The organism is Streptomyces sp. NPDC126497 (assembly GCF_040302425.1).
In the GTDB taxonomy this organism is placed as follows: domain Bacteria; phylum Actinomycetota; class Actinomycetes; order Streptomycetales; family Streptomycetaceae; genus Streptomyces.
On the sequence record NZ_JBEORT010000004.1, the window covers coordinates 30,430 to 46,798 of the forward strand.

At 68.8% G+C, this 16,369-nt stretch carries 15 protein-coding genes and 6 pseudogenes; 8 read left to right on the forward strand and 13 right to left on the reverse strand.

All coding sequences use genetic code 11. The features are described 5' to 3' along the window. Positions 1–93 precede the first annotated feature (93 nt). Positions 94–947: pseudogene (locus tag ABTY20_RS03645) on the reverse strand (IS110 family transposase); the annotation flags it as partial. A 337-nt stretch (positions 948–1,284) separates the two neighbouring features. Between ABTY20_RS03645 and ABTY20_RS03650 the strand changes: the two are divergent. Continuing rightward, positions 1,285–1,974, forward strand: a complete 690-nt coding sequence (locus tag ABTY20_RS03650) for a transposase family protein (RefSeq protein ID WP_351995374.1) — start codon at positions 1,285–1,287, stop codon at positions 1,972–1,974. A 2-nt stretch (positions 1,975–1,976) separates the two neighbouring features. Here the strand turns inward: ABTY20_RS03650 and ABTY20_RS03655 are convergent, their stop codons facing one another. The 6 genes and pseudogenes from ABTY20_RS03655 to ABTY20_RS03680 all read right to left on the reverse strand — a co-directional run bounded on the left by ABTY20_RS03655 (position 1,977) and on the right by ABTY20_RS03680 (position 6,056). Then, positions 1,977–2,348 carry a hypothetical protein gene (locus tag ABTY20_RS03655; protein ID WP_351995375.1) on the reverse strand — a complete coding sequence of 124 codons (372 nt, stop codon included), beginning with the start codon at positions 2,346–2,348 and terminating at the stop codon, positions 1,977–1,979. A gap of 68 nt (positions 2,349–2,416) precedes the next feature. Then, positions 2,417–2,721, reverse strand: a pseudogene (locus tag ABTY20_RS03660) (RHS repeat-associated core domain-containing protein); the annotation flags it as partial. Positions 2,722–2,776: 55 nt separating this feature from the next. Beyond that, on the reverse strand, positions 2,777–2,908 hold the full coding sequence (locus ABTY20_RS03665; RefSeq protein WP_351995376.1) for a hypothetical protein: 132 nt from the start codon (positions 2,906–2,908) through the stop codon (positions 2,777–2,779). Positions 2,909–3,243: 335 nt separating this feature from the next. Continuing rightward, positions 3,244–4,317: an alkene reductase gene (locus ABTY20_RS03670; RefSeq protein WP_351995377.1), complete on the reverse strand. Its 1,074-nt coding sequence runs from the start codon at positions 4,315–4,317 to the stop codon at positions 3,244–3,246. A gap of 315 nt (positions 4,318–4,632) precedes the next feature. After that, positions 4,633–5,112 (reverse strand): MarR family winged helix-turn-helix transcriptional regulator, encoded by a 480-nt coding sequence (locus ABTY20_RS03675; protein WP_351995378.1) that lies wholly within the window; start codon positions 5,110–5,112, stop codon positions 4,633–4,635. Positions 5,113–5,141: 29 nt separating this feature from the next. Next, positions 5,142–6,056 carry an NADP-dependent oxidoreductase gene (locus ABTY20_RS03680; protein ID WP_351995379.1) on the reverse strand — a complete coding sequence of 305 codons (915 nt, stop codon included), beginning with the start codon at positions 6,054–6,056 and terminating at the stop codon, positions 5,142–5,144. A 786-nt stretch (positions 6,057–6,842) separates the two neighbouring features. Here ABTY20_RS03680 and ABTY20_RS03685 point away from each other — a divergent pair. Both ABTY20_RS03685 and ABTY20_RS03690 read left to right on the forward strand, forming a co-directional pair. Next, positions 6,843–7,058: pseudogene (locus tag ABTY20_RS03685) on the forward strand (transposase); the annotation flags it as partial. A 72-nt stretch (positions 7,059–7,130) separates the two neighbouring features. Next, positions 7,131–7,298: pseudogene (locus ABTY20_RS03690) on the forward strand (transposase); the annotation flags it as partial. A 79-nt stretch (positions 7,299–7,377) separates the two neighbouring features. Here ABTY20_RS03690 and ABTY20_RS03695 read toward each other — a convergent pair. From ABTY20_RS03695 to ABTY20_RS03710, 4 genes are all read right to left on the reverse strand, one after another. Continuing rightward, positions 7,378–8,151, reverse strand: coding sequence for a transposase (locus tag ABTY20_RS03695; protein ID WP_351995380.1), 774 nt, complete (start codon positions 8,149–8,151; stop codon positions 7,378–7,380). Positions 8,152–8,588: 437 nt separating this feature from the next. Next, positions 8,589–9,449, reverse strand: a complete 861-nt coding sequence (locus tag ABTY20_RS03700) for an endo alpha-1,4 polygalactosaminidase (protein WP_351995381.1) — start codon at positions 9,447–9,449, stop codon at positions 8,589–8,591. Between the two features lie 61 nt (positions 9,450–9,510). Next, positions 9,511–10,866: a sensor histidine kinase gene (locus tag ABTY20_RS03705; RefSeq protein ID WP_351995382.1), complete on the reverse strand. Its 1,356-nt coding sequence runs from the start codon at positions 10,864–10,866 to the stop codon at positions 9,511–9,513. Beyond that, the gene (locus ABTY20_RS03710; protein ID WP_351995383.1) at positions 10,863–11,537 is read right to left on the reverse strand and encodes a response regulator transcription factor; all 675 of its coding nucleotides are present in this window, start codon (positions 11,535–11,537) and stop codon (positions 10,863–10,865) included. Before ABTY20_RS03710 ends, ABTY20_RS03705 begins: the two co-directional genes overlap by 4 nt. 285 nt (positions 11,538–11,822) lie before the next feature. On the opposite strand from ABTY20_RS03710, the gene ABTY20_RS03715 reads away from it, so the two are divergent. After that, complete coding sequence (locus ABTY20_RS03715; RefSeq protein ID WP_351995384.1) at positions 11,823–11,963, forward strand: hypothetical protein; 141 nt, start codon at positions 11,823–11,825, stop codon at positions 11,961–11,963. Between the two features lie 68 nt (positions 11,964–12,031). Beyond that, positions 12,032–12,289: pseudogene (locus tag ABTY20_RS03720) on the forward strand (NF041680 family putative transposase); the annotation flags it as partial. 140 nt (positions 12,290–12,429) lie between these two features. Here the strand turns inward: ABTY20_RS03720 and ABTY20_RS03725 are convergent. Next, positions 12,430–13,088, reverse strand: a pseudogene (locus tag ABTY20_RS03725) (IS5 family transposase); the annotation flags it as partial. Between the two features lie 43 nt (positions 13,089–13,131). Further along, positions 13,132–13,386, reverse strand: a complete 255-nt coding sequence (locus tag ABTY20_RS03730) for a DUF6332 family protein (protein ID WP_351995385.1) — start codon at positions 13,384–13,386, stop codon at positions 13,132–13,134. A 75-nt stretch (positions 13,387–13,461) separates the two neighbouring features. Here ABTY20_RS03730 and ABTY20_RS03735 point away from each other — a divergent pair, with 75 nt between their 5' ends. The 3 genes from ABTY20_RS03735 to ABTY20_RS03745 all read left to right on the forward strand — a co-directional run bounded on the left by ABTY20_RS03735 (position 13,462) and on the right by ABTY20_RS03745 (position 16,361). After that, positions 13,462–14,007, forward strand: coding sequence for an NUDIX domain-containing protein (locus ABTY20_RS03735; protein WP_351995386.1), 546 nt, complete (start codon positions 13,462–13,464; stop codon positions 14,005–14,007). A 669-nt stretch (positions 14,008–14,676) separates the two neighbouring features. Continuing rightward, complete coding sequence (locus ABTY20_RS03740) at positions 14,677–15,096, forward strand: hypothetical protein (RefSeq protein WP_351995387.1); 420 nt, start codon at positions 14,677–14,679, stop codon at positions 15,094–15,096. A gap of 209 nt (positions 15,097–15,305) precedes the next feature. Then, the gene (locus ABTY20_RS03745) at positions 15,306–16,361 is read left to right on the forward strand and encodes a pectate lyase family protein (protein WP_351995388.1); all 1,056 of its coding nucleotides are present in this window, start codon (positions 15,306–15,308) and stop codon (positions 16,359–16,361) included. Positions 16,362–16,369 lie beyond the last annotated feature (8 nt).

Below are 16,369 nucleotides of genomic sequence, written 5' to 3' on the forward strand. Positions count from 1 at the left end.
CCGATGGGGGCAGGCCCCGTAGGCCAGCTCGGCCCTCTACCACTTCGGCCGCGCTACGGGCCCGCCGTTCAGGACCCCCGGTTCCTGCGGCCCGGCGGTCAGGAACTCGGCACCGAGGATCACGCCCGGGCCGGGCATGCTGGTGATCACTTCGAAGTCCCGATGTTCGCGGAACCGGGCCTCGATCGCCTTGTCGAGCTCGGCAGCCTGCTGGTTGAGGGACAGCACCTCCGCCGCCAGGGTGTGCACCATCTGGGCGGTCGGTTTCTCGCCGGGCAGGCTGGTGTGCTGGCGTCCGGCGGCTTCCAGAGCTGTTTCGGCGAGCCGGTCAGCGCGCAGGACCTTGCGGTTGCGCAGCCAGGTCTCGAGCCGCTTCTTGCCTGTCCGGCGGAGCGCGGCCGGGGTCTGGTAGCCGGTCAGCAGCATGAGGGGGCCGGTGTTGGTGAGGTCCAGGGCCCGTTCCAGGCTGGGGAAGATGTCGGTGAGCTGGGCGCGGAGCCGGTTGATGGTGCGGGTGCGGTCGGCGACCAGGTCCGTGCGCCGGCCGGTGAGGATCTTGAGGTCGGTGACGGTCTCGTCGCCGGTGCGTAAGGGTGCAGGTCGCGGCGGATGCGGACCTGGTCGGCGATGACGGCGGCGTCCTTGGCGTCGGTTTTGCCTTCGCCGCGGTAGCTCTCGGAGGCGCGATGAATGGGCCGGCCGGAGATGTGATACATCTGCTGGCCGCGGTTGAACAGGATCGTGATGGCCAGGGCGGCGCCGCCGTCGGCCAGGTCGATGCCCCAGGTCACGTCGTCACCCAAGGTCAGGACGGTGTTGAGGAGTTCGAGCAGTTCGGGTTCGTCGTTGGCGACGCGTCGTGACAGCAGCCGGCGGCCGCTCTCATCGATCGCGACGCAGTGATGGTGGGTCTTGCCCGCGTCGATGCCGGCCCAGATCATGGCCATGTGGTGCCTCCGTGAGGGGTGGTTCTGATGCCTCCCGACGGACGACCTCGCTGTCGATTCCCTACTCAGCAATCATTCGCAATTCCTAATTGGCAGCCGAGTCGTCGTGGGGCATCGGGCGGCCAATCACTGAGAGCCACAAGCGGCAGAGCCTTTTGAACCACACCCGGCACCCCTGGGTGGGTGAACCATACGAGGGGCCCACCGCATCCCGCAGAACAACGTAGGGAGCCCTTTCCAACCTCCCATGCCAGCTGGGAAGTTGGGATGACAAACAGATGAAGCCCCTGGTAGATGGGTTTTCGGCCAAGAGAACCGTGTCCACCAGAGGCTTCGCATGCTTGTCTACCCGTCCGGCGTCGACGTGTTCAGCTCTGCCCTGCGCTTCCTCGCCGCTCGCCTGAGGGAGCACCGCCGCGCTCTCGGAACCCGATGGCGGCGCCTGAACGCAGGCCGACAGGCCCTGCTCACCCTCGCCCACCTGCGTAACGGCCAGCCCTACGCCCAGCTCGCGGCCGGATTCGGGATCGGCACCACCACCGCCTACCGATACATCACCGAGGCCGTCAACCTCCTGGCCGCCCTCACCGAAGCCGTACGAGCGGCGTCGGCGAAGGCGTACGTGATCCTGAGCGGGACGCTCCTGCCCATCGACCGAATCGCCGATCCGAAGGGGCGTCTGATGTGGGTTTCACCAGCCTTGGCCGGCGCCGTCCACGACGTCCGGGCCGCACGCGAGCACAGCATCATCGAGGCACTCGCCGAGGCCGGCATCACCTGCTGGGCAGACAAGGGCTACCAGGGCGCAGGCGGCACGGTCCGTCTCCCTTACCGCGGCCGATGGGGCAGCCTCTCCACCGGCCAGCAGGCCGTCAACCGGTCCCACGCAAAGATCCGTGCACTGGTCGAGCAGGCCATCGCCACCCTCAAGTCCTGGCGCCTCCTCCGCAAACTCCGCTGTTCGACGACCCGGATCACGAGCCTCGTCCAAGCCGTTCTGGTCCTCCAGCTCGCCGCCACGGGCTGAGATCAACCCGCAGCATTCACCAGGTCCGTCAATTCGGCCTCGGTCGTCCCAGCCCGCAGACGAACGTCGAAGGTATAGCCCTCATCGCAGAACACCAGGTCAAGGTCCATGGGTGTCAGCCTGCGGAAGACGATCGCCAACCAGATCGCGTCTTGCTCCCAGACGTCCATGTACAGGCAGGTATCGTCCTCGTGCAGATACGCCTCACCTGGGCCGTTCTCCGTCTTGAACTGCCATATGAAGCTGCGCACTTCGCTGCGGTGCATCGAGTCGGTCTCTACCTCAGACCACCGGGCATGGATCGCGTCGGTCAGCGCATCCCGATCGATGCGCCACCCGCCCACATCACCCTCGACCACCGCCAAGAACGTCATGGCCAGGGTCTACCAGATGTCCGCGACACAGCGCCGATCGGCTGTCACCTGAAGCCGGAATGGGCTCAGTAGTACGAATTTCCCCCGGTCGTCATGGAGTTCAACGTGCCCCCGGCTCCCGGTTGAATCCCATGTCCATGTCGGCCGTGGTCGTGGCGGAGAGCCCGAGCGGGCCGTTGTGGAAGAACGTGTCACCGAGCCTGATGCGCTCGCTCCGGTCGGTGGAGCCGTACTGGCCGGTGCAGGTCGTGCCGCCGACGGTGATCGACGTCATCCGGCTGTGGTCGGTCCAGGTTTCGCCGGTGCGGGTTCCTTCGGAGATGGAGGCGCCGACGGTCTCGTTGCCGATCCGGTCGTAGGACCAGAAGGGCGTTCAGTGAGGTTCCACGGAGCCGAAAGTCTCCGCTACCGGCGGGTGTCGAACCCGGTCACTTGCGCTTCCTCGATGCCGCGACGGCGACCCATACCAGCCCCAGGACGAGGAGGCCGATCACGACCCACATCGGGGCTCCGCCCAGGCCCTTGTATGCCAGTACAGTCCAGTCGCTACTCTGTCGCATCGGAGTCACACCCCGCTCCTTCAGTTCTGCTCGGCTGTGCTTTCTGGTTACTTCCTGGCTCTGCCGTGCACGTACCCCGCCCCCCTCGCCCGCTGTCACTCCCGCCAGGTCGCAACCACCTGAGCCGGCTCCCGCGGTTAGATGGAGACACCCAGCGGTCACGCCCTTATCGACGGTGAAACTCAGCGCCGTTCCGAAGGTCTCCTGGTACTCACCGTCCGCCATCTGTGAGTGGACGATGGCCGCGAACAGCGTCTCATCAGGTGTGTTCTGCGTGGGCTGCGAGGTCCGGGACGAGGACGTCGCCCGGCTTTCCCCGCTCCAGCGTCGGCACCCTACAGGTGCGGGTAGTCGGTGTAGCCGTGGTGGTCGCCGCCGTAGAAGGTGGCGGGGTCCGGTGTGTTGTACGGGCCCCGGGCGGCCAGGCGGGCGGGCAGGTCGGGGTTGGCGAGGAACAGCGCTCCGAAGGCGATCATGTCCGCGGTGCCGTTCTGGACGAGGGCGAGTGCGTCCGGGCCGGTGGGCTCGGGGTGGGTGAGCGGGTTGAGGACGAACGTGGCGGGCCACGTCTTGCGCAGACGTGTGGTCAGTGTCCGGTCGGGGCCTTCGATCATGTGCAGGTAGGCGAGGTCCAGGTTGCCGAGCTCGGTGACCAGGGTGGTGTAGGTGTTCTCCACATCCACCGCGTCCGTCTCGGCGATGTCGTTGTAGGGGTTTCCGGGCGAGATGCGGAAGCCGGTGCGGTGGCCGCCGATCGCTTCCGCAACAGCGGTGGCGACTTCCAGGCCGAAGCGGACCCGGCCGGCGACGTCGCTGCCCCAGTCGTCGGTGCGCCGGTTGGTGTTGGGTGCGAGGAATTGGTGGATCAGGTAGCCGTTGGCACCGTGGATCTCCACCCCGTCGAAGCCGGCGGCGATCGCGTTGCGTGCCGCGTCGGTGAAGTCGGCGATGGTGCGGGCGATGGCGTCGGCGTCCAGCTCTCGTGGGGTGACGAAGTCCATCGGCCCCTGATGAGTGAACACCTGGCCCTTCGCGGCGACGGGTGAGGGCGCGACGGGGGTCATGCCGGAGGGAAGCAGGCTGGGGTGGCCGATGCGGCCGGTGTGCATCAGCTGCGCGAAGATCACTCCGCCTTCACGGTGGACGGCGTCGGTGACCTTGCGCCAGGCGGCCACCTGCTCCGGCGCGTGCAGGCCCGATGTGTCGGGGTATCCCTGGCCGACCGGCGAAGGCTGTATCCCTTCGGTGACGATGAGGCCGGCACTCGCGCGCTGGCTGTAGTAGGTCGCCATCAGATCGGTCGCGGTGGCTCCCGGTCCGTAGGCCCGGCTGCGGGTCATCGGCGCCATCACGATGCGGTTGGCCATCGACCGGCCGGCCACATCGATCGGGGTGAATGCGTCCGTCATGGAAATCTCCCTGCTGTCACGGAGGATGGAAGAGAAGAAGAGCCGACCGCGGCGCGGCTGCTCCGCGAGTGGTTTCGGTGCACCGGCCGGAACGGTGGGATCTGCACCCGTATGGCGTCGGCGGGTCTGCGGCGCGCCGACGTGCGTGGACGCGCATTCCTCCACCGCCGCGGTGATGCGTGCTCCTACGCGGCGTCGAGGCGTCCGCGGAGGGTCCTTGTCGCCCCGGGCGGCGAGGGCTGCCCTCGGGGCGCCCTCGCTCCGCGCGGGGTGGGGGCGGTGCGACCGGCAAGCGGGCCGCCCGCCCGTGCCTGATCACTCGGCGGGTGCCTGCCGGCTGTGGTCCCTGACCGACTTCTCGATGATGCGCGCACACGTGGTGAACATCTCGACCTGGTCAGGGGTCAGATCGCGTACGGAGATCTGCTCCAGGGTGCGCCACATGTCGGCGATGGGCTCCCGCAGGGCGCGGCCGGCATCGGTGAGGCTGACCACCATGACCCGCCGGTCGTGGGCAGCGGGCTCCCGGGTGAGCAGTCCGGCCTCCTGCATGCGGCGCAGTGACTTGGAGACGGTGGAGTGGTCGAGGCCGACCCGCTCCAGAAGCTCCGCCTGTGTCCGGCCGTCGCGGTCGAAGAGCTGCATCAGCAGCAGTTCCTGTCCCGGGTGCAGGTTCAGGGCGCGCAGCATGGCGGCGGCGTGGCCGCGGTGCGCACGGGCGAGCTGGAAGATGGCGTAGCTCAATCGCCCGTCGCGCGCCGCGTCCGGTAGCTCCGGTGAGGTGGTGTCGGTCATTGCTGCTCCCTGGTCATGCGGGTGGGTGGTCAGTTGACGGTGAGGACGATCTTGCCGCGGTTGTGGCCGCCGTCGCTGGCCTGCTGCGCCTTGGCGGCTTCCGCCAGCGGGTAGGTGGCGCTGAGCGTGGTCACCAGTGTGCCGTCGGTGGCCTGCCGGGCCAGTTCGGCCAGCCGTGCGGCGGAGCGGCGCTGCGGGCCCTCGGCGAAGACGACGCCGAGTTCACGGGCGCGGAAGTCGGCGGTGGTGACGATCCGGTCGGTGCCGCCGCGCAGGACGATGGAGTCCTCCAGTGCGCCCTTGCCCGCGGCGTCGAAGACGGCGTCCACCCCGTCGGGGGCGAGCTCGCGGACCCGCTGGACCAGGTTGTCCCCGTAGACCAGCGCGGTCGCGCCGAGCGAGGTGACGTACTCCTGGTTGGCCGGTCCGGCGGTGCCGATGACGCGGGCGTCGCGTGCGACGGCGAGCTGGACGGCGATGGTGCCGAGCGCGCCGGACGCTCCGTGGATCAGCAGCGTCTCACCCGAGGTGACGCCGAGCAGGTCCAGCACGCGTTCGGCACCGTCGCTCGCCACGGGCAGGGCGGCGGCGTGTGTCCAGTCCAGGCCGGCCGGCTTGGGCGCGAGGACGGCCGCGGACGCCAGGGCGTACTGGGCGTAGGAGCCGGTGTCGGACCAGCCCAGGACTTCGTCCCCCACCTTCAGGTGGTCGACGTCCTCGCCGACGGCGTCGACCACACCGGCGATCTCCCCGCCGGGCACGGCGGGCAGCGTGGTGGGGAAGATGGCCTCCATGCCACCGGAGCGGATCTTGCCGTCCACAGGGTTGACGCCGACGGCCCGTACCCGCACACGGACCTGGCCGGGGCCGGGCTGCGGAATGTCGATCTCTGCCTCGTGCAGGACCTCGGTGCCGCCGAACGTGTCGAAAACGATGGCCTTCATGACGGGGGTCTCCTCGTGTGGGGTGCCGCACCGACCACTTTCTGTGGCCGACCACATAAAAGTAACACCGATTGTGTGGCTAGCCAAGTAATTGCTTCGAGTGAGGTCCCGGAGGCGTCCCGCCTGCCGATGCGGCCAGGGCCGCACCCTGCGCGTCAGCGCCGTGCCCACCGTGCACGGCCGGCTCCTTGCCCGCTGCCGGCCGCTCGACGGCAACTCCTCGGACCACCCGGCCCCGTCGTCGCGGACGCCCCCGGCTACCACGACAAGACCACCAGCCGCTTCATCGGAGAGGCGGGCGGGTCATGGAGCCGGCACGCCCCGGGAGATCACGCGAGGTCACCAACAGGCCGGCTTCCTCGATGACCGACGACAGTCGATCACTTGACTCTGAAGCTTCTATAGATCGTCAAGCTGTAGGAGACGGCCCGGGTGTGCCGCTGAATGCGCTGGTCAGGTGGTGGTAGACCTCGCGCGCGACGAAGCGGGGATCTTTAAGTCGGGGACCTTGAAGTCGTCGAGGTCAGCTGCCCAGGCTTCGCCACGACTTCGGCCGGGGGATCTCGCGTCGGTCGAGGTAGTTCTGGAAGGCGGTGGCCGGCGGGGCATGGAGGCTTCCTCGATGGGTGGGAGTCCGCTGAGGCGTTCGATGTCGACGGCGATGGCCGTCAGAACGCGCTGGACGTGTGCCTTTCCCTGCCCTCGGTAGCGGCAGCGGCGCATGCCGTGTTTGTGGGCGAACTCGGGTCCGTCTTCAAGGATCATCGGGCGGTGGAGCATGGTGGGGTGGTACACCGTCATGAACTCACTGATCAGGAATGGGAGCTGCTCGCTCCGCTGATACCGCGGGCCGCGACGGGACGGCCCCGGGTGTCGGACCACCAGGTCATCAACGGGATGGTCTACAAGATCCGCACCGGCATCTCGTGGCGTGACCTGCCCGAACGCTACGGGCCGTGGCAGACGGTCTACACCCGCTTCCGCCGCTACGCGATCGACGGCGTGTTCACCCGGGCCCTGCAGCAGATCCAGGCCCAGGCGGACGCCACCGGGGACATCGACTGGCTGGTCGGCCTGGGCATCTTCCGCCGGGTCGTCGAGCGGACGATTTCCTGGCTCCACGGCTTTCACCGCCTGCGCATCCGCTGGGAACGACGTGACGACATCCACGAAGCCTTCCTCGGCCTCGCCACCTGCCTCATCACCCACCGACACGTCCAACGCCTTTGTCAGGACCTCTAAATGGAATTCCTGTCTCAGAAGACTAGACGGTGTCCCGTACATGCTCTGGGACATGCTGGTTGACCTGCTTGTTTACCTGTCATCCGGTGAGGGTGAGGTTGTGCAGGCGGGCGATGCCGAGCATGGCGTGGTGGACTCCGTCGCCTCTGAGGCGGCAGTCGCGCAGGATCTTCCGGCTCTTGATGCGGGCGAAGGTGCGCTCGACGCGGGCGCGGACCTTGCGGTGGGAGGCGTTGTGCTCCTCCTTCCAATCCGGCAGTTCCTCGTTCTTGTGTCGGCGGTGGTGCGGGATGGTCAGGCCGGTGCCGCGGTAGCCGCCGTCGGCGATCACCGTGGGGGTGGTGCCGACGGCGGCCTTCGCGCCGGATTCCTGCCAGACCCGGCAGTCGTTGCGGTTGCCGGGCAGCGGCTTGCCGACGGCGACGACGAGGCGGGTGCCGGCGTCGATGACGACCTGGTGGTTGGTGGAGTAGCGGTAGTTCTTGCCGGAGGCGGCCACGGTCCGGTCGCGGGTGGGGACCAGCGTGCCGTCCACGATGAGCACGGTGTCCTTGCGGAAGCGCCGCCGGGGCTGGAGGGCGAGAGCCGGTCCGAGGTGGGCGACGATCCGGTCGGCCGCCGACTTCGAGACACCGAACAGCGGGGCGAGCCGGCGCAGGGTGAGGTTGGTGCGCCAGTACGCGGCCACCGGCAGCACCCGGTCCTCCAACGGCAGCGACCAGGGCCGGCCCTTGCGGACCGGATCGGCCCCCTCGCGCCGCAGCGCGGTGATCAGCTTGTTGAACTGTCGCGGGCTCAGCCCGGTGAACGGGCCTGTCCACGAGGGCTCCGACGCCGTGATCACACCAGCCACGACAAGATCATCTCGCCTCTGACCAGCAGTTACGGGACAGCCTCAAGCACAAGACCTTCGGCTATCCCACCCCGGCGAGACCAGGCAGCGGCATCAGCACGCCCTCGCAGCATAACGATCACGTGTCCGAGATCACGGGGAAACTTCACATCAATCCGCGCCTTCAAACGCAGGCTTTCCGACGTCGTCTACCGGGCCTTGCGCCGCGACGCTCGCCCTGCCGAGGAGCCGCAGACCCACCTCGCAGCAGCTGCTTGACATAGGAGCAAGCGGACGTGACCTCGGAAGGCGAACCCGTCGACCGCCATGCGGGAACTCGGCATAGCTCTGCCGCTGCGAGCTGTGTTGTTCCCATCGTCCGGAGACGATGGGACGGCGGGTGACGAGGCTCTCCTCCGCCTTGTCACCCGGAGGGAACCGTGGGCCGTCACCTCACGTCAGCAGGTGCGGAAGGTGTAACCAGCGGAGCCGCGCGGGGAGACGTCCAGGTCGCGCTGGACAATGCTCAGCTTCGCGCCGAAGTCCGCGCAGGCTCTGCTGTAACCGCTGTTCTTGTACTCGATGACGAAGACACGATCGGCATACGCCTTGGCGTAGTCGCCGCACTCGTTGTACTGACCGCACTCCTCGGCGACGGCGAAGTCGAAGCCGATCTTCGCGCGGTCCGCCAGCATGTCGACGGTGTTCTTCTGGCCGATGGCCAGCCCCGCGGCGTGTGCCCGCTTGGCCAGCAGCTCGGCGAACGCCTCGTTGTGGGCCTTGGTCAGAAGACCGTCCGAACGCTCGTAGGAGTCGAGGTTGTCCGGCTCCACGGCCTGGAACCCGCTCTTGGCGCAGCCGTCCACCCACTGACCGACCACGTCGGCGAGCCGGACGCGCTTGTCCGCGGTCGATGTGTCCAGGAGCGCTTCGTCCCAGTCCTCGTCGATCACCGGGCGCTTGTCCTCATCCTGCAGGACGAGGTCGGGATGGTTCTTCTGCCACCAGTCCAGGGCGTCGGGCTGCGCCTGGAACGCGTTGATGTAACAGACGTTGTAAAGACCCTCCACGGGCTTGGCCGACCGGTCACGCGACAGGGCGGTCACCCCCTTGGCAGGGGTGTACGCGCCGCCGATCTGATAGTCGAACGTCGCGTTGGCCGTGGGCAGCACCACCTTCGGCGCCGCCGTCCCGACGGAAGGTGCCGCGAAGACGTTGGACAGTGTCATACCGATCCCCAGGGCGGTCGCGGCACCGACCGCCCCGGCGACAGCGGTACTCCTGCGGCGGAAGAAAGGTACAGCGGCATGGTTCGACACACGGTCTCCTGTGCAAGGTACGTAATGGTGTGCACATTCTGAGCCGCGGACCGTGAGGATTTCATGAGGCGGGATTCCGGTCCGGGGACCGTCGCGGTGCCCAGCGGCATCTTGCCGATCGCTGCGCCGGCTCCAGCGTGAGGACGAAAGCAGCCCCGCCGCCGGGCCGCCGCCGTACGGTGATGTTCCCGCCGTGCGCAGCCGCGACCTCCTGCACCAGCGACAGGCCGATGCCGGTGCCGCCGCCGGGGGAGCGAAAGCGGACGAGCAGGCCGGACAGGGCGTCCGGGTCGACCCCGACGCCCCGGTCGGCCACCGTCACGGCTGCGCCGCCGACCGTGACGTCCACCTCGGCCCTGGCCTGCGGGTCGCCAGGGGTACGCCCGTGCCGCAGCGCGTTCACGAGCAGGTTGTGCACCGCGGTCCGCACCAGTTCCGGATCGGCCGTCACCACCGACGGCTCGAGGTGCGGTGTCACCGTGTGCCGGGAGGGCGGCAATTCCTCGCAGACCTGCTCCACGAGCTGATCCAGACGCAGCGGGACGGGATGGAAGGCGTTCCCCGCCTGGACCCGGCCGCGGGTGAGGATGTTGTCGACAACGCCCGTCATGCGGTCCGTGGCCCGTCGCAGGCGCGGCAGGTGCAGGCGCAGCCCGTCCGGGTCGGCGTCCGCCAGGTCCACCGAGGCGCGCATCACGGCCACGGGAGTGCGCAGTTCGTGTGCCGCGTCGGCGAGCAGCCGCTCCTGCGCGTCGAGTGCCTCCGCCGCGGGACGCAGACTCCGTCCGGACAGCACGTGGCCGGTCACGGCCGCCAACAGCACCAGGAGACCGGAACCGGACAGCACCGCGACCACCAGTCGGCGGTGTTCAGCCTGGCCCTTCGCGGGATCGCCGACCACGACCACGGCACCCGACGTCTTCTGCGTGACGTCGTGGTAGAAGGGCAGCGCCAGCAGGTACACCGGATGTCCCGCACGCGTACGGCCCTTCGCGCGTACGGTGTCGTCGCGTGCCATCGCCGTACGCGCCACCCGGGTGACCGTGTCGGGCCGGGCGTCCGCTGCGGCACCGCGTGAGACGAACACACGCCGCATCTCGTCGCCCCGTGCCTGGAGCACGAGCACCTGGGGACGGCCGCTGGTCGCCTCGTCGTCGTACAGGCCGTCGAGCTGGAGCCCGGCGTCGGTGTAGTAGAGCAGTGATGCCGTCACCGCCGCCCGGCGGCGCATCTCCTCGTACTCGGCGGCCTGCCAGGACCGTCCGTCGGTGCGGATCACCAGCCAGCACAGCGCTCCCACCCCGGCCAGTGTGATCAGCGTGTAGGCCAGGGTCAGCCGCCGTTGCAGACGCACCAGACGCCTGCGGGCCGTTGCGGGCCGCAGGCGCCGGCCGCTGTCCTCGGCGCCGCCCGTCATGACTGTTCCGCGCCGTCCGCGAGCCGGAACCCGTGGCCGCGCACAGTACGGATCAGGGGAGGAGGGCCGAGCTTGCGCCGCAGACCCGCCACGACCGCGTCGACGACGTTCGAGACCGGGTCGGCCATCTCGTCCCAGCAGCGTTCGATCAGCGTGGTGCGGGTGAGAACCTCGTCACGGTGCAGCAGGAACTGGCGCAGGACCGCGTATTCCTTGGGAGTCAGATACAGCAGGACTCCGGCGCGGCGCACCTCGCGTCGGGCCTCGTCCAGCTCGACGTCGGCGTGACTCAGGTGAACGGGCAGCCGCTGCGGGGCGCGGCGGACAAGACTGCCGACGCGCAGTACCAGTTCCACCATGGCGAACGGTTTCGCCAGATAATCGTCGGCTCCGGAACGGAAGCCGTCTACACGGTCCGGAACCTCGTTCAGGGCCGTGAGGCACAGCACCGGCGTGCTCCATCCACGGCGGCGGCGCTCCTGGAGCGGGTACAGCGTGTCCCCGGACGGAACCATGCGGTCGAGCACCACACAGCTGTAGGGCACGAGGTCGAGCATGACGTCCGCGTCGGGCCAGTCGGGTACGGCGTCGACGGCGTACCCGGCGTCCCTCAGCCCCGCCGCAATCACATACCGCAGATCTTCTTCGTCCTCGACCAGGAGCACGCGCATGGTTCTGATTCGTCCTTGAGAAGAGTTCGGCCGGGCATCCCGCATGTACAGACGGTCCTGCCGACCGGGCAGGCTGCCGGCCGGGATCGGCACCTTCTTGCACGTCCGCTGCCCCGCGCCATGGTAAGGGGCCCATCGAACACGAGTACTCCTGTCCCGGCCGTCCCGCGCACCCTTTCACTCCCACGATGCGAGGCGCACGCGTCACCGTCTTCCCGGCCCTGAACGCCGCGGTCGCGGTCTTCGCGAACGTCGTGGGACAACGGCTCGGGGGGCGCCCGCGCGGTGAGCGTGGGCGCGGTGGTGGAGCTGACCGTGCTCGGCGGGACCACCGCGATCCTCGACGGCTACATCACCCGGGACCGCGGATCGAAGGAGGACACCGACCGCGGCAGTGGCAGTGCGTCTTTCCGGACGAGCCGGTGAACCTGCTGGACGTGCTGTCGAAGACCGCCGGAGGGCTGCGGATGCTGCACTCCATCGCCCGCGCCCACGTCGCCGTGGACCTCCGCCGGCCCTGGGAGAGGCCCACCGTCTCCGGCCGGCTCACCCCCGCCCGGGTCGGCCGGGAGTTCAGGAACATCCGCGCTCACCTCGCCTGCCCGGCCCGTGTTCCCAAACCCCGCGGCGCCGGCCCCGGACGGCCACCCGGCGCCAGGAAGAGACACCGGGCACCCCGCTACGACGTCGGCAGGACCGTCAAACTCCCCGAGACCCTCAAGGCGATCGGCAAGACCGGAAGATCTTGGTAGTTAAGGAACAAGGTTAGTCGATGCAACTGCTGTTCATCTGGGTGGGGGTGAGCACTCGGAGGCCGGTTGCACCTCTGTTCTGCTGACCAGCGGGAGGCTCTGAAGGTGAGGGCGGACGCCGGGGGACGTGTCATGGGAGTGTGCCGGCCGAGTCGCTGTGAGGTCTCAACGCCCTTGCGGGCAATGCGGTGCTGGATGCCGCGCCGTGACAGCCATTGCCGCCGGTGGCGGTAGTCATAGCCCTTGTCGGCGTGGAGCTTGGCGGGCCTGCGCCGACGGGGTCCTCGACGGGACCGGATCGGGGTATGCCCTTCACGAGCGGGATCAGGGCCCGGCTGTCGTGGACCTTGGCACCCGAGATGCCGACGGACAGGGGCAGACCGGTCCGCTCGGTGATCAGGTGGATCTTCGAGCCGAGCTTGCCCCGGTCAACAGGATTCTGACCCGTCAGGTCCCCCTTTTTCAGGGCCCGCATGTTCACCGAGTCGATCGCACACCGCGACCAGTCCAGGTCGCCACGGGCACCGAGTTCGTCGAGGACCAGGCGGTGCAGCCTGGCCCGGACTCTGGCCTTCGTCCACTCAGTAAACCTGCGGTGGGCCGTCGCGCCGGACGGCCCGAAGGACGCCGCCGGCAACTGCTGCCACGTGCAGTCCGAGGTCGCCACGAACGCGATCGCAGCCAGCACCTCACGGTCGCCGTGACGGCGCCGGCCGCCTCCCTGCGGTCGTGACGGCGCCTCCGGAACCACCCGCTGGAACAGCTCCCACAGCTCATCCGGCACCAGCCGCTCAACGATCCCCGCGCTGGGAGGCTACCGGCCCTGATGGAAAGATCCGTGGTCAGCGGCCCAAGTGGCGCTGCTTGTCGAACCGAAGCAACACCCGCACAAGACGCCACACTCCGGCCATCGCTCCGAGCAGCACGCCCCCCGCGAGTACGTGTCTCTCTGCCGATCCAGAGAGGTCAAGGGTCAGGGCGAGAGTCCAGGCGACGGCGAAAATCAACCCAGCCAGCACGGCGGCAGTCACCAGGGCGAAGACGATCTCCACCGTCATCGCGTCCTTCTCCCACCGCGACTCACGCCCCATGTCCATGCTGAAAGTCTCACATCACGGTCAAGCCCTCGCGCCTGCGCCGCACTCCCACGGGCGGCGTCTTCGCCAATTGAGATGGCCTGTAAGCCCCGCCACCGGGACCTGATGCACCAGCACGCGGCCGAGAACCTCCCGGACAACAAGCCGGTCGCGGCCCCCGCTGTGTGGGACGGGGGCAGCCGGACCGTACTGAACGGCATCGGAGTCCACCTCCACCTCGAAGACGCCGAAGGCCGGGTGCTTCTCGGCCTGCGTCACCCCGACTCGAAATACCCGGGCGGTACCTGGCACTACCTCGCCGGGCGGTGCGAGCGGGAGTCCGCCCTCGCGTGCCTGCTTCGCGAGGCGTGGGAGGAAGCAGGGCTGGTCATCGACCCCGCCGACGTGGAGCTCGTACACGTTGTCCACGTCGGCGGCACCTCGGGCAGCCTGCCCCTGATGCAGCTCGTCCTCCGAGCTCGCCGTTGGGAGGGCACCCCCAAGGTGCGCGAGTCCGACAAGTGCCTGACCTGGCAGTGGTGGCCGCGGGACGAGCTGCCGGACCCGATCGTCTCCTATACCCGCACGGCCATCACCGCGATCGCCGAAGGCCTCCCCATTTATTCTCAGTTGGGCTGGTGAGAAGGGTGAGCACATCCACCGGTAGCGGACCCGGCCCGCTGGCCCAGGCCGAGCCCGGGTACGTGCTGCGGGGGCTCCTGGCGGAGCCGAGGGAGGTGCCCCGTGCCGCCCTGCACTGAGCCCCCCCTCTGCCGCCGACACCTCGCTGTGGCGGGCTGGCCGCGCTCGCGGTCACCCCGCTCACCCAGCTCCTGCTGCTGCTCGCCTCCCCCCGCCTTACCTGGCAGATCACGATCGGTGCGGCGCTCTTCCTGCAACTCGCCCGCGCCGGTGCCGCGGGCACCACCCAGCGATCAATCCGCCAGATCGTCACCACGACCGGGATGCAGGCGCGGATGCAAGTGGTGAGCACCTGTCTGACGTCCGGCGTCCGGCCCGTGGCCGCGCTCCTCGCCGGCGCCTTGGGCACGTGGATCGGTGTCCGGCCCGCCCTGACTGCCGGAACCCTCCTGCTCCTGATCCCGCTCGTCGTCCTCGCCCGCTCCCCGATCCGCGCCCTACGGAAGGCCCTGGACCACCTGTATCCGGGCCTGGTGCGCGACTTCGGCGCCGAGAACCTGACGATCGGCGCGCCCGAGTGCCGGTCGTGGATGCGCGTGCGGGCTGTCGGCCACCGCCGGTGGGACGTGACGACTTCGGGGCCGCGGGACATCTGGGCGGAGATCCAGGATGTCGCCGGCCGGTGGCGGGCGGGCCGGTGCACCGGCGGTCTTCCGACTCCAGTTCGGCACCGACGGCAGCCAGCGGGCCACCAGCCCGAACGGCGCCCGGCCGGGTGAGCCGGGTGAGGCCGTCCGGCTGCGCCAGGTGATGGCCCAGACGGTGGTCGACGGCGGCTGGGCCCCGTCCGAGCCCGTCCGCGACGCGCTGCGGACGGTGCCCCGCCGTCGTTTCGCCCCGGAAGTGAACCTGGCGGCCGCGTACGACGGCGGCGACCGGGCCGTCATCACCCGACGCGACGAGACCGGGACGGCGATCAGCCGGCATCCGAACCAGCGACAGCGACGACCTGTTGCGGCACTCCGGTGCGCCCTGCCGGAAGCCGGGGTGGCCGGGCCGTACGGACACGGACTGCCGCCACGGGTGTGACGTCTGTTCACTCACGCACGCTCCTGTCTGCTCCTGTTGAGAACGTCCGCTTTCACATGCGTGCACGCCTGTTGACGCGCCCAGGACAAGGCCCCTACTTTCCACAGAAAGCGCTTGCTCTCAAGAGAGTCGTCATTCGCTCAGTACAGCCCGTTAAGGAACGTCATCTTCGGCACGTCCGAAAGACGGTACAGAAAGGGCTATCTCTCATGCGATTATTCAGACGCCGCGCGTCTCGAGCCGGACTGATCGCCGCCGCGCTGATCGCCTCCGCCCTCACCATCCCGCCGTTCGGCTCCCCCTCCCCCACCGCGGCCCTTTCCGCCCCTCCCTCCTCCTCCGCCACGACCGCCGACGGCTTCGCGGGTGTCAGCGCACTGGGGCAGAACGGCACCACTGGCGGCACGGGCGGCTCGGTCGTCACCGCCGCCACCACCGCACAGTTCCTCGACTACATCTCCCGCCCCGAACCCCTGGTCGTGCAGGTCAGTGGCACGATCACGCTGCCCACCGGCTCCCGCGACGGCATGCACCCGGTCGCCTCGGACAAGACCATCGTCGGCCTGGGAAGCACCGCCCGGTTGACCGGCGGCGGGCTGCACATCGGCCTCCCGGCGAGTGACGCCGTCACCTCGCCCCCTGCTGACACGGTGCACAACATCATCATCCGCAACCTGTCGTTCGACGGCGCCACGGACGACCTGATCAACGTCCAGATGTTCTCGCACCACATCTGGATTGACCACAACGACTTCTCCGACGGCGACGACGGCGCCGTGGACATCAAGCGCGGCTCGGACTTCGTCACCGTCTCCTGGAACCACTTCCACGACCACGACAAGACCCTGCTGCTCGGACACGACGACGACAACGCCGCACAGGACCGCGGACGGCTGCGCGTCACCTACCACCACAACTACTTCGACGCCTCCGACCAGCGCAATCCCCGCGTCCGGTTCGCCGAGCCGGTGCACGTCTACAACAACTACTACCGCGACAACAGTTACGGCGTCGCCTCCGCCATGGACGCCGGGGTGGTCCTGGAAGGCAACTACTTCCACAGCGTCAACAACCCCGCCCGCGTGGACTTCAGCGGTGACCTCGGCCGCCTGGTCGCGCGCGACAACGTCCTCGTCGAGTGCAACCACCCCGTTGAGACGCGGGGTTCGGTCGTCGAGCCGCGCACGTACTACCCCTACACCCCGCACCGGGCGGCCGAGGTCCCGACCGTCGTCCCGGCCGGCGCCGGCGTCGGAAAGATCTGAGGAACGGA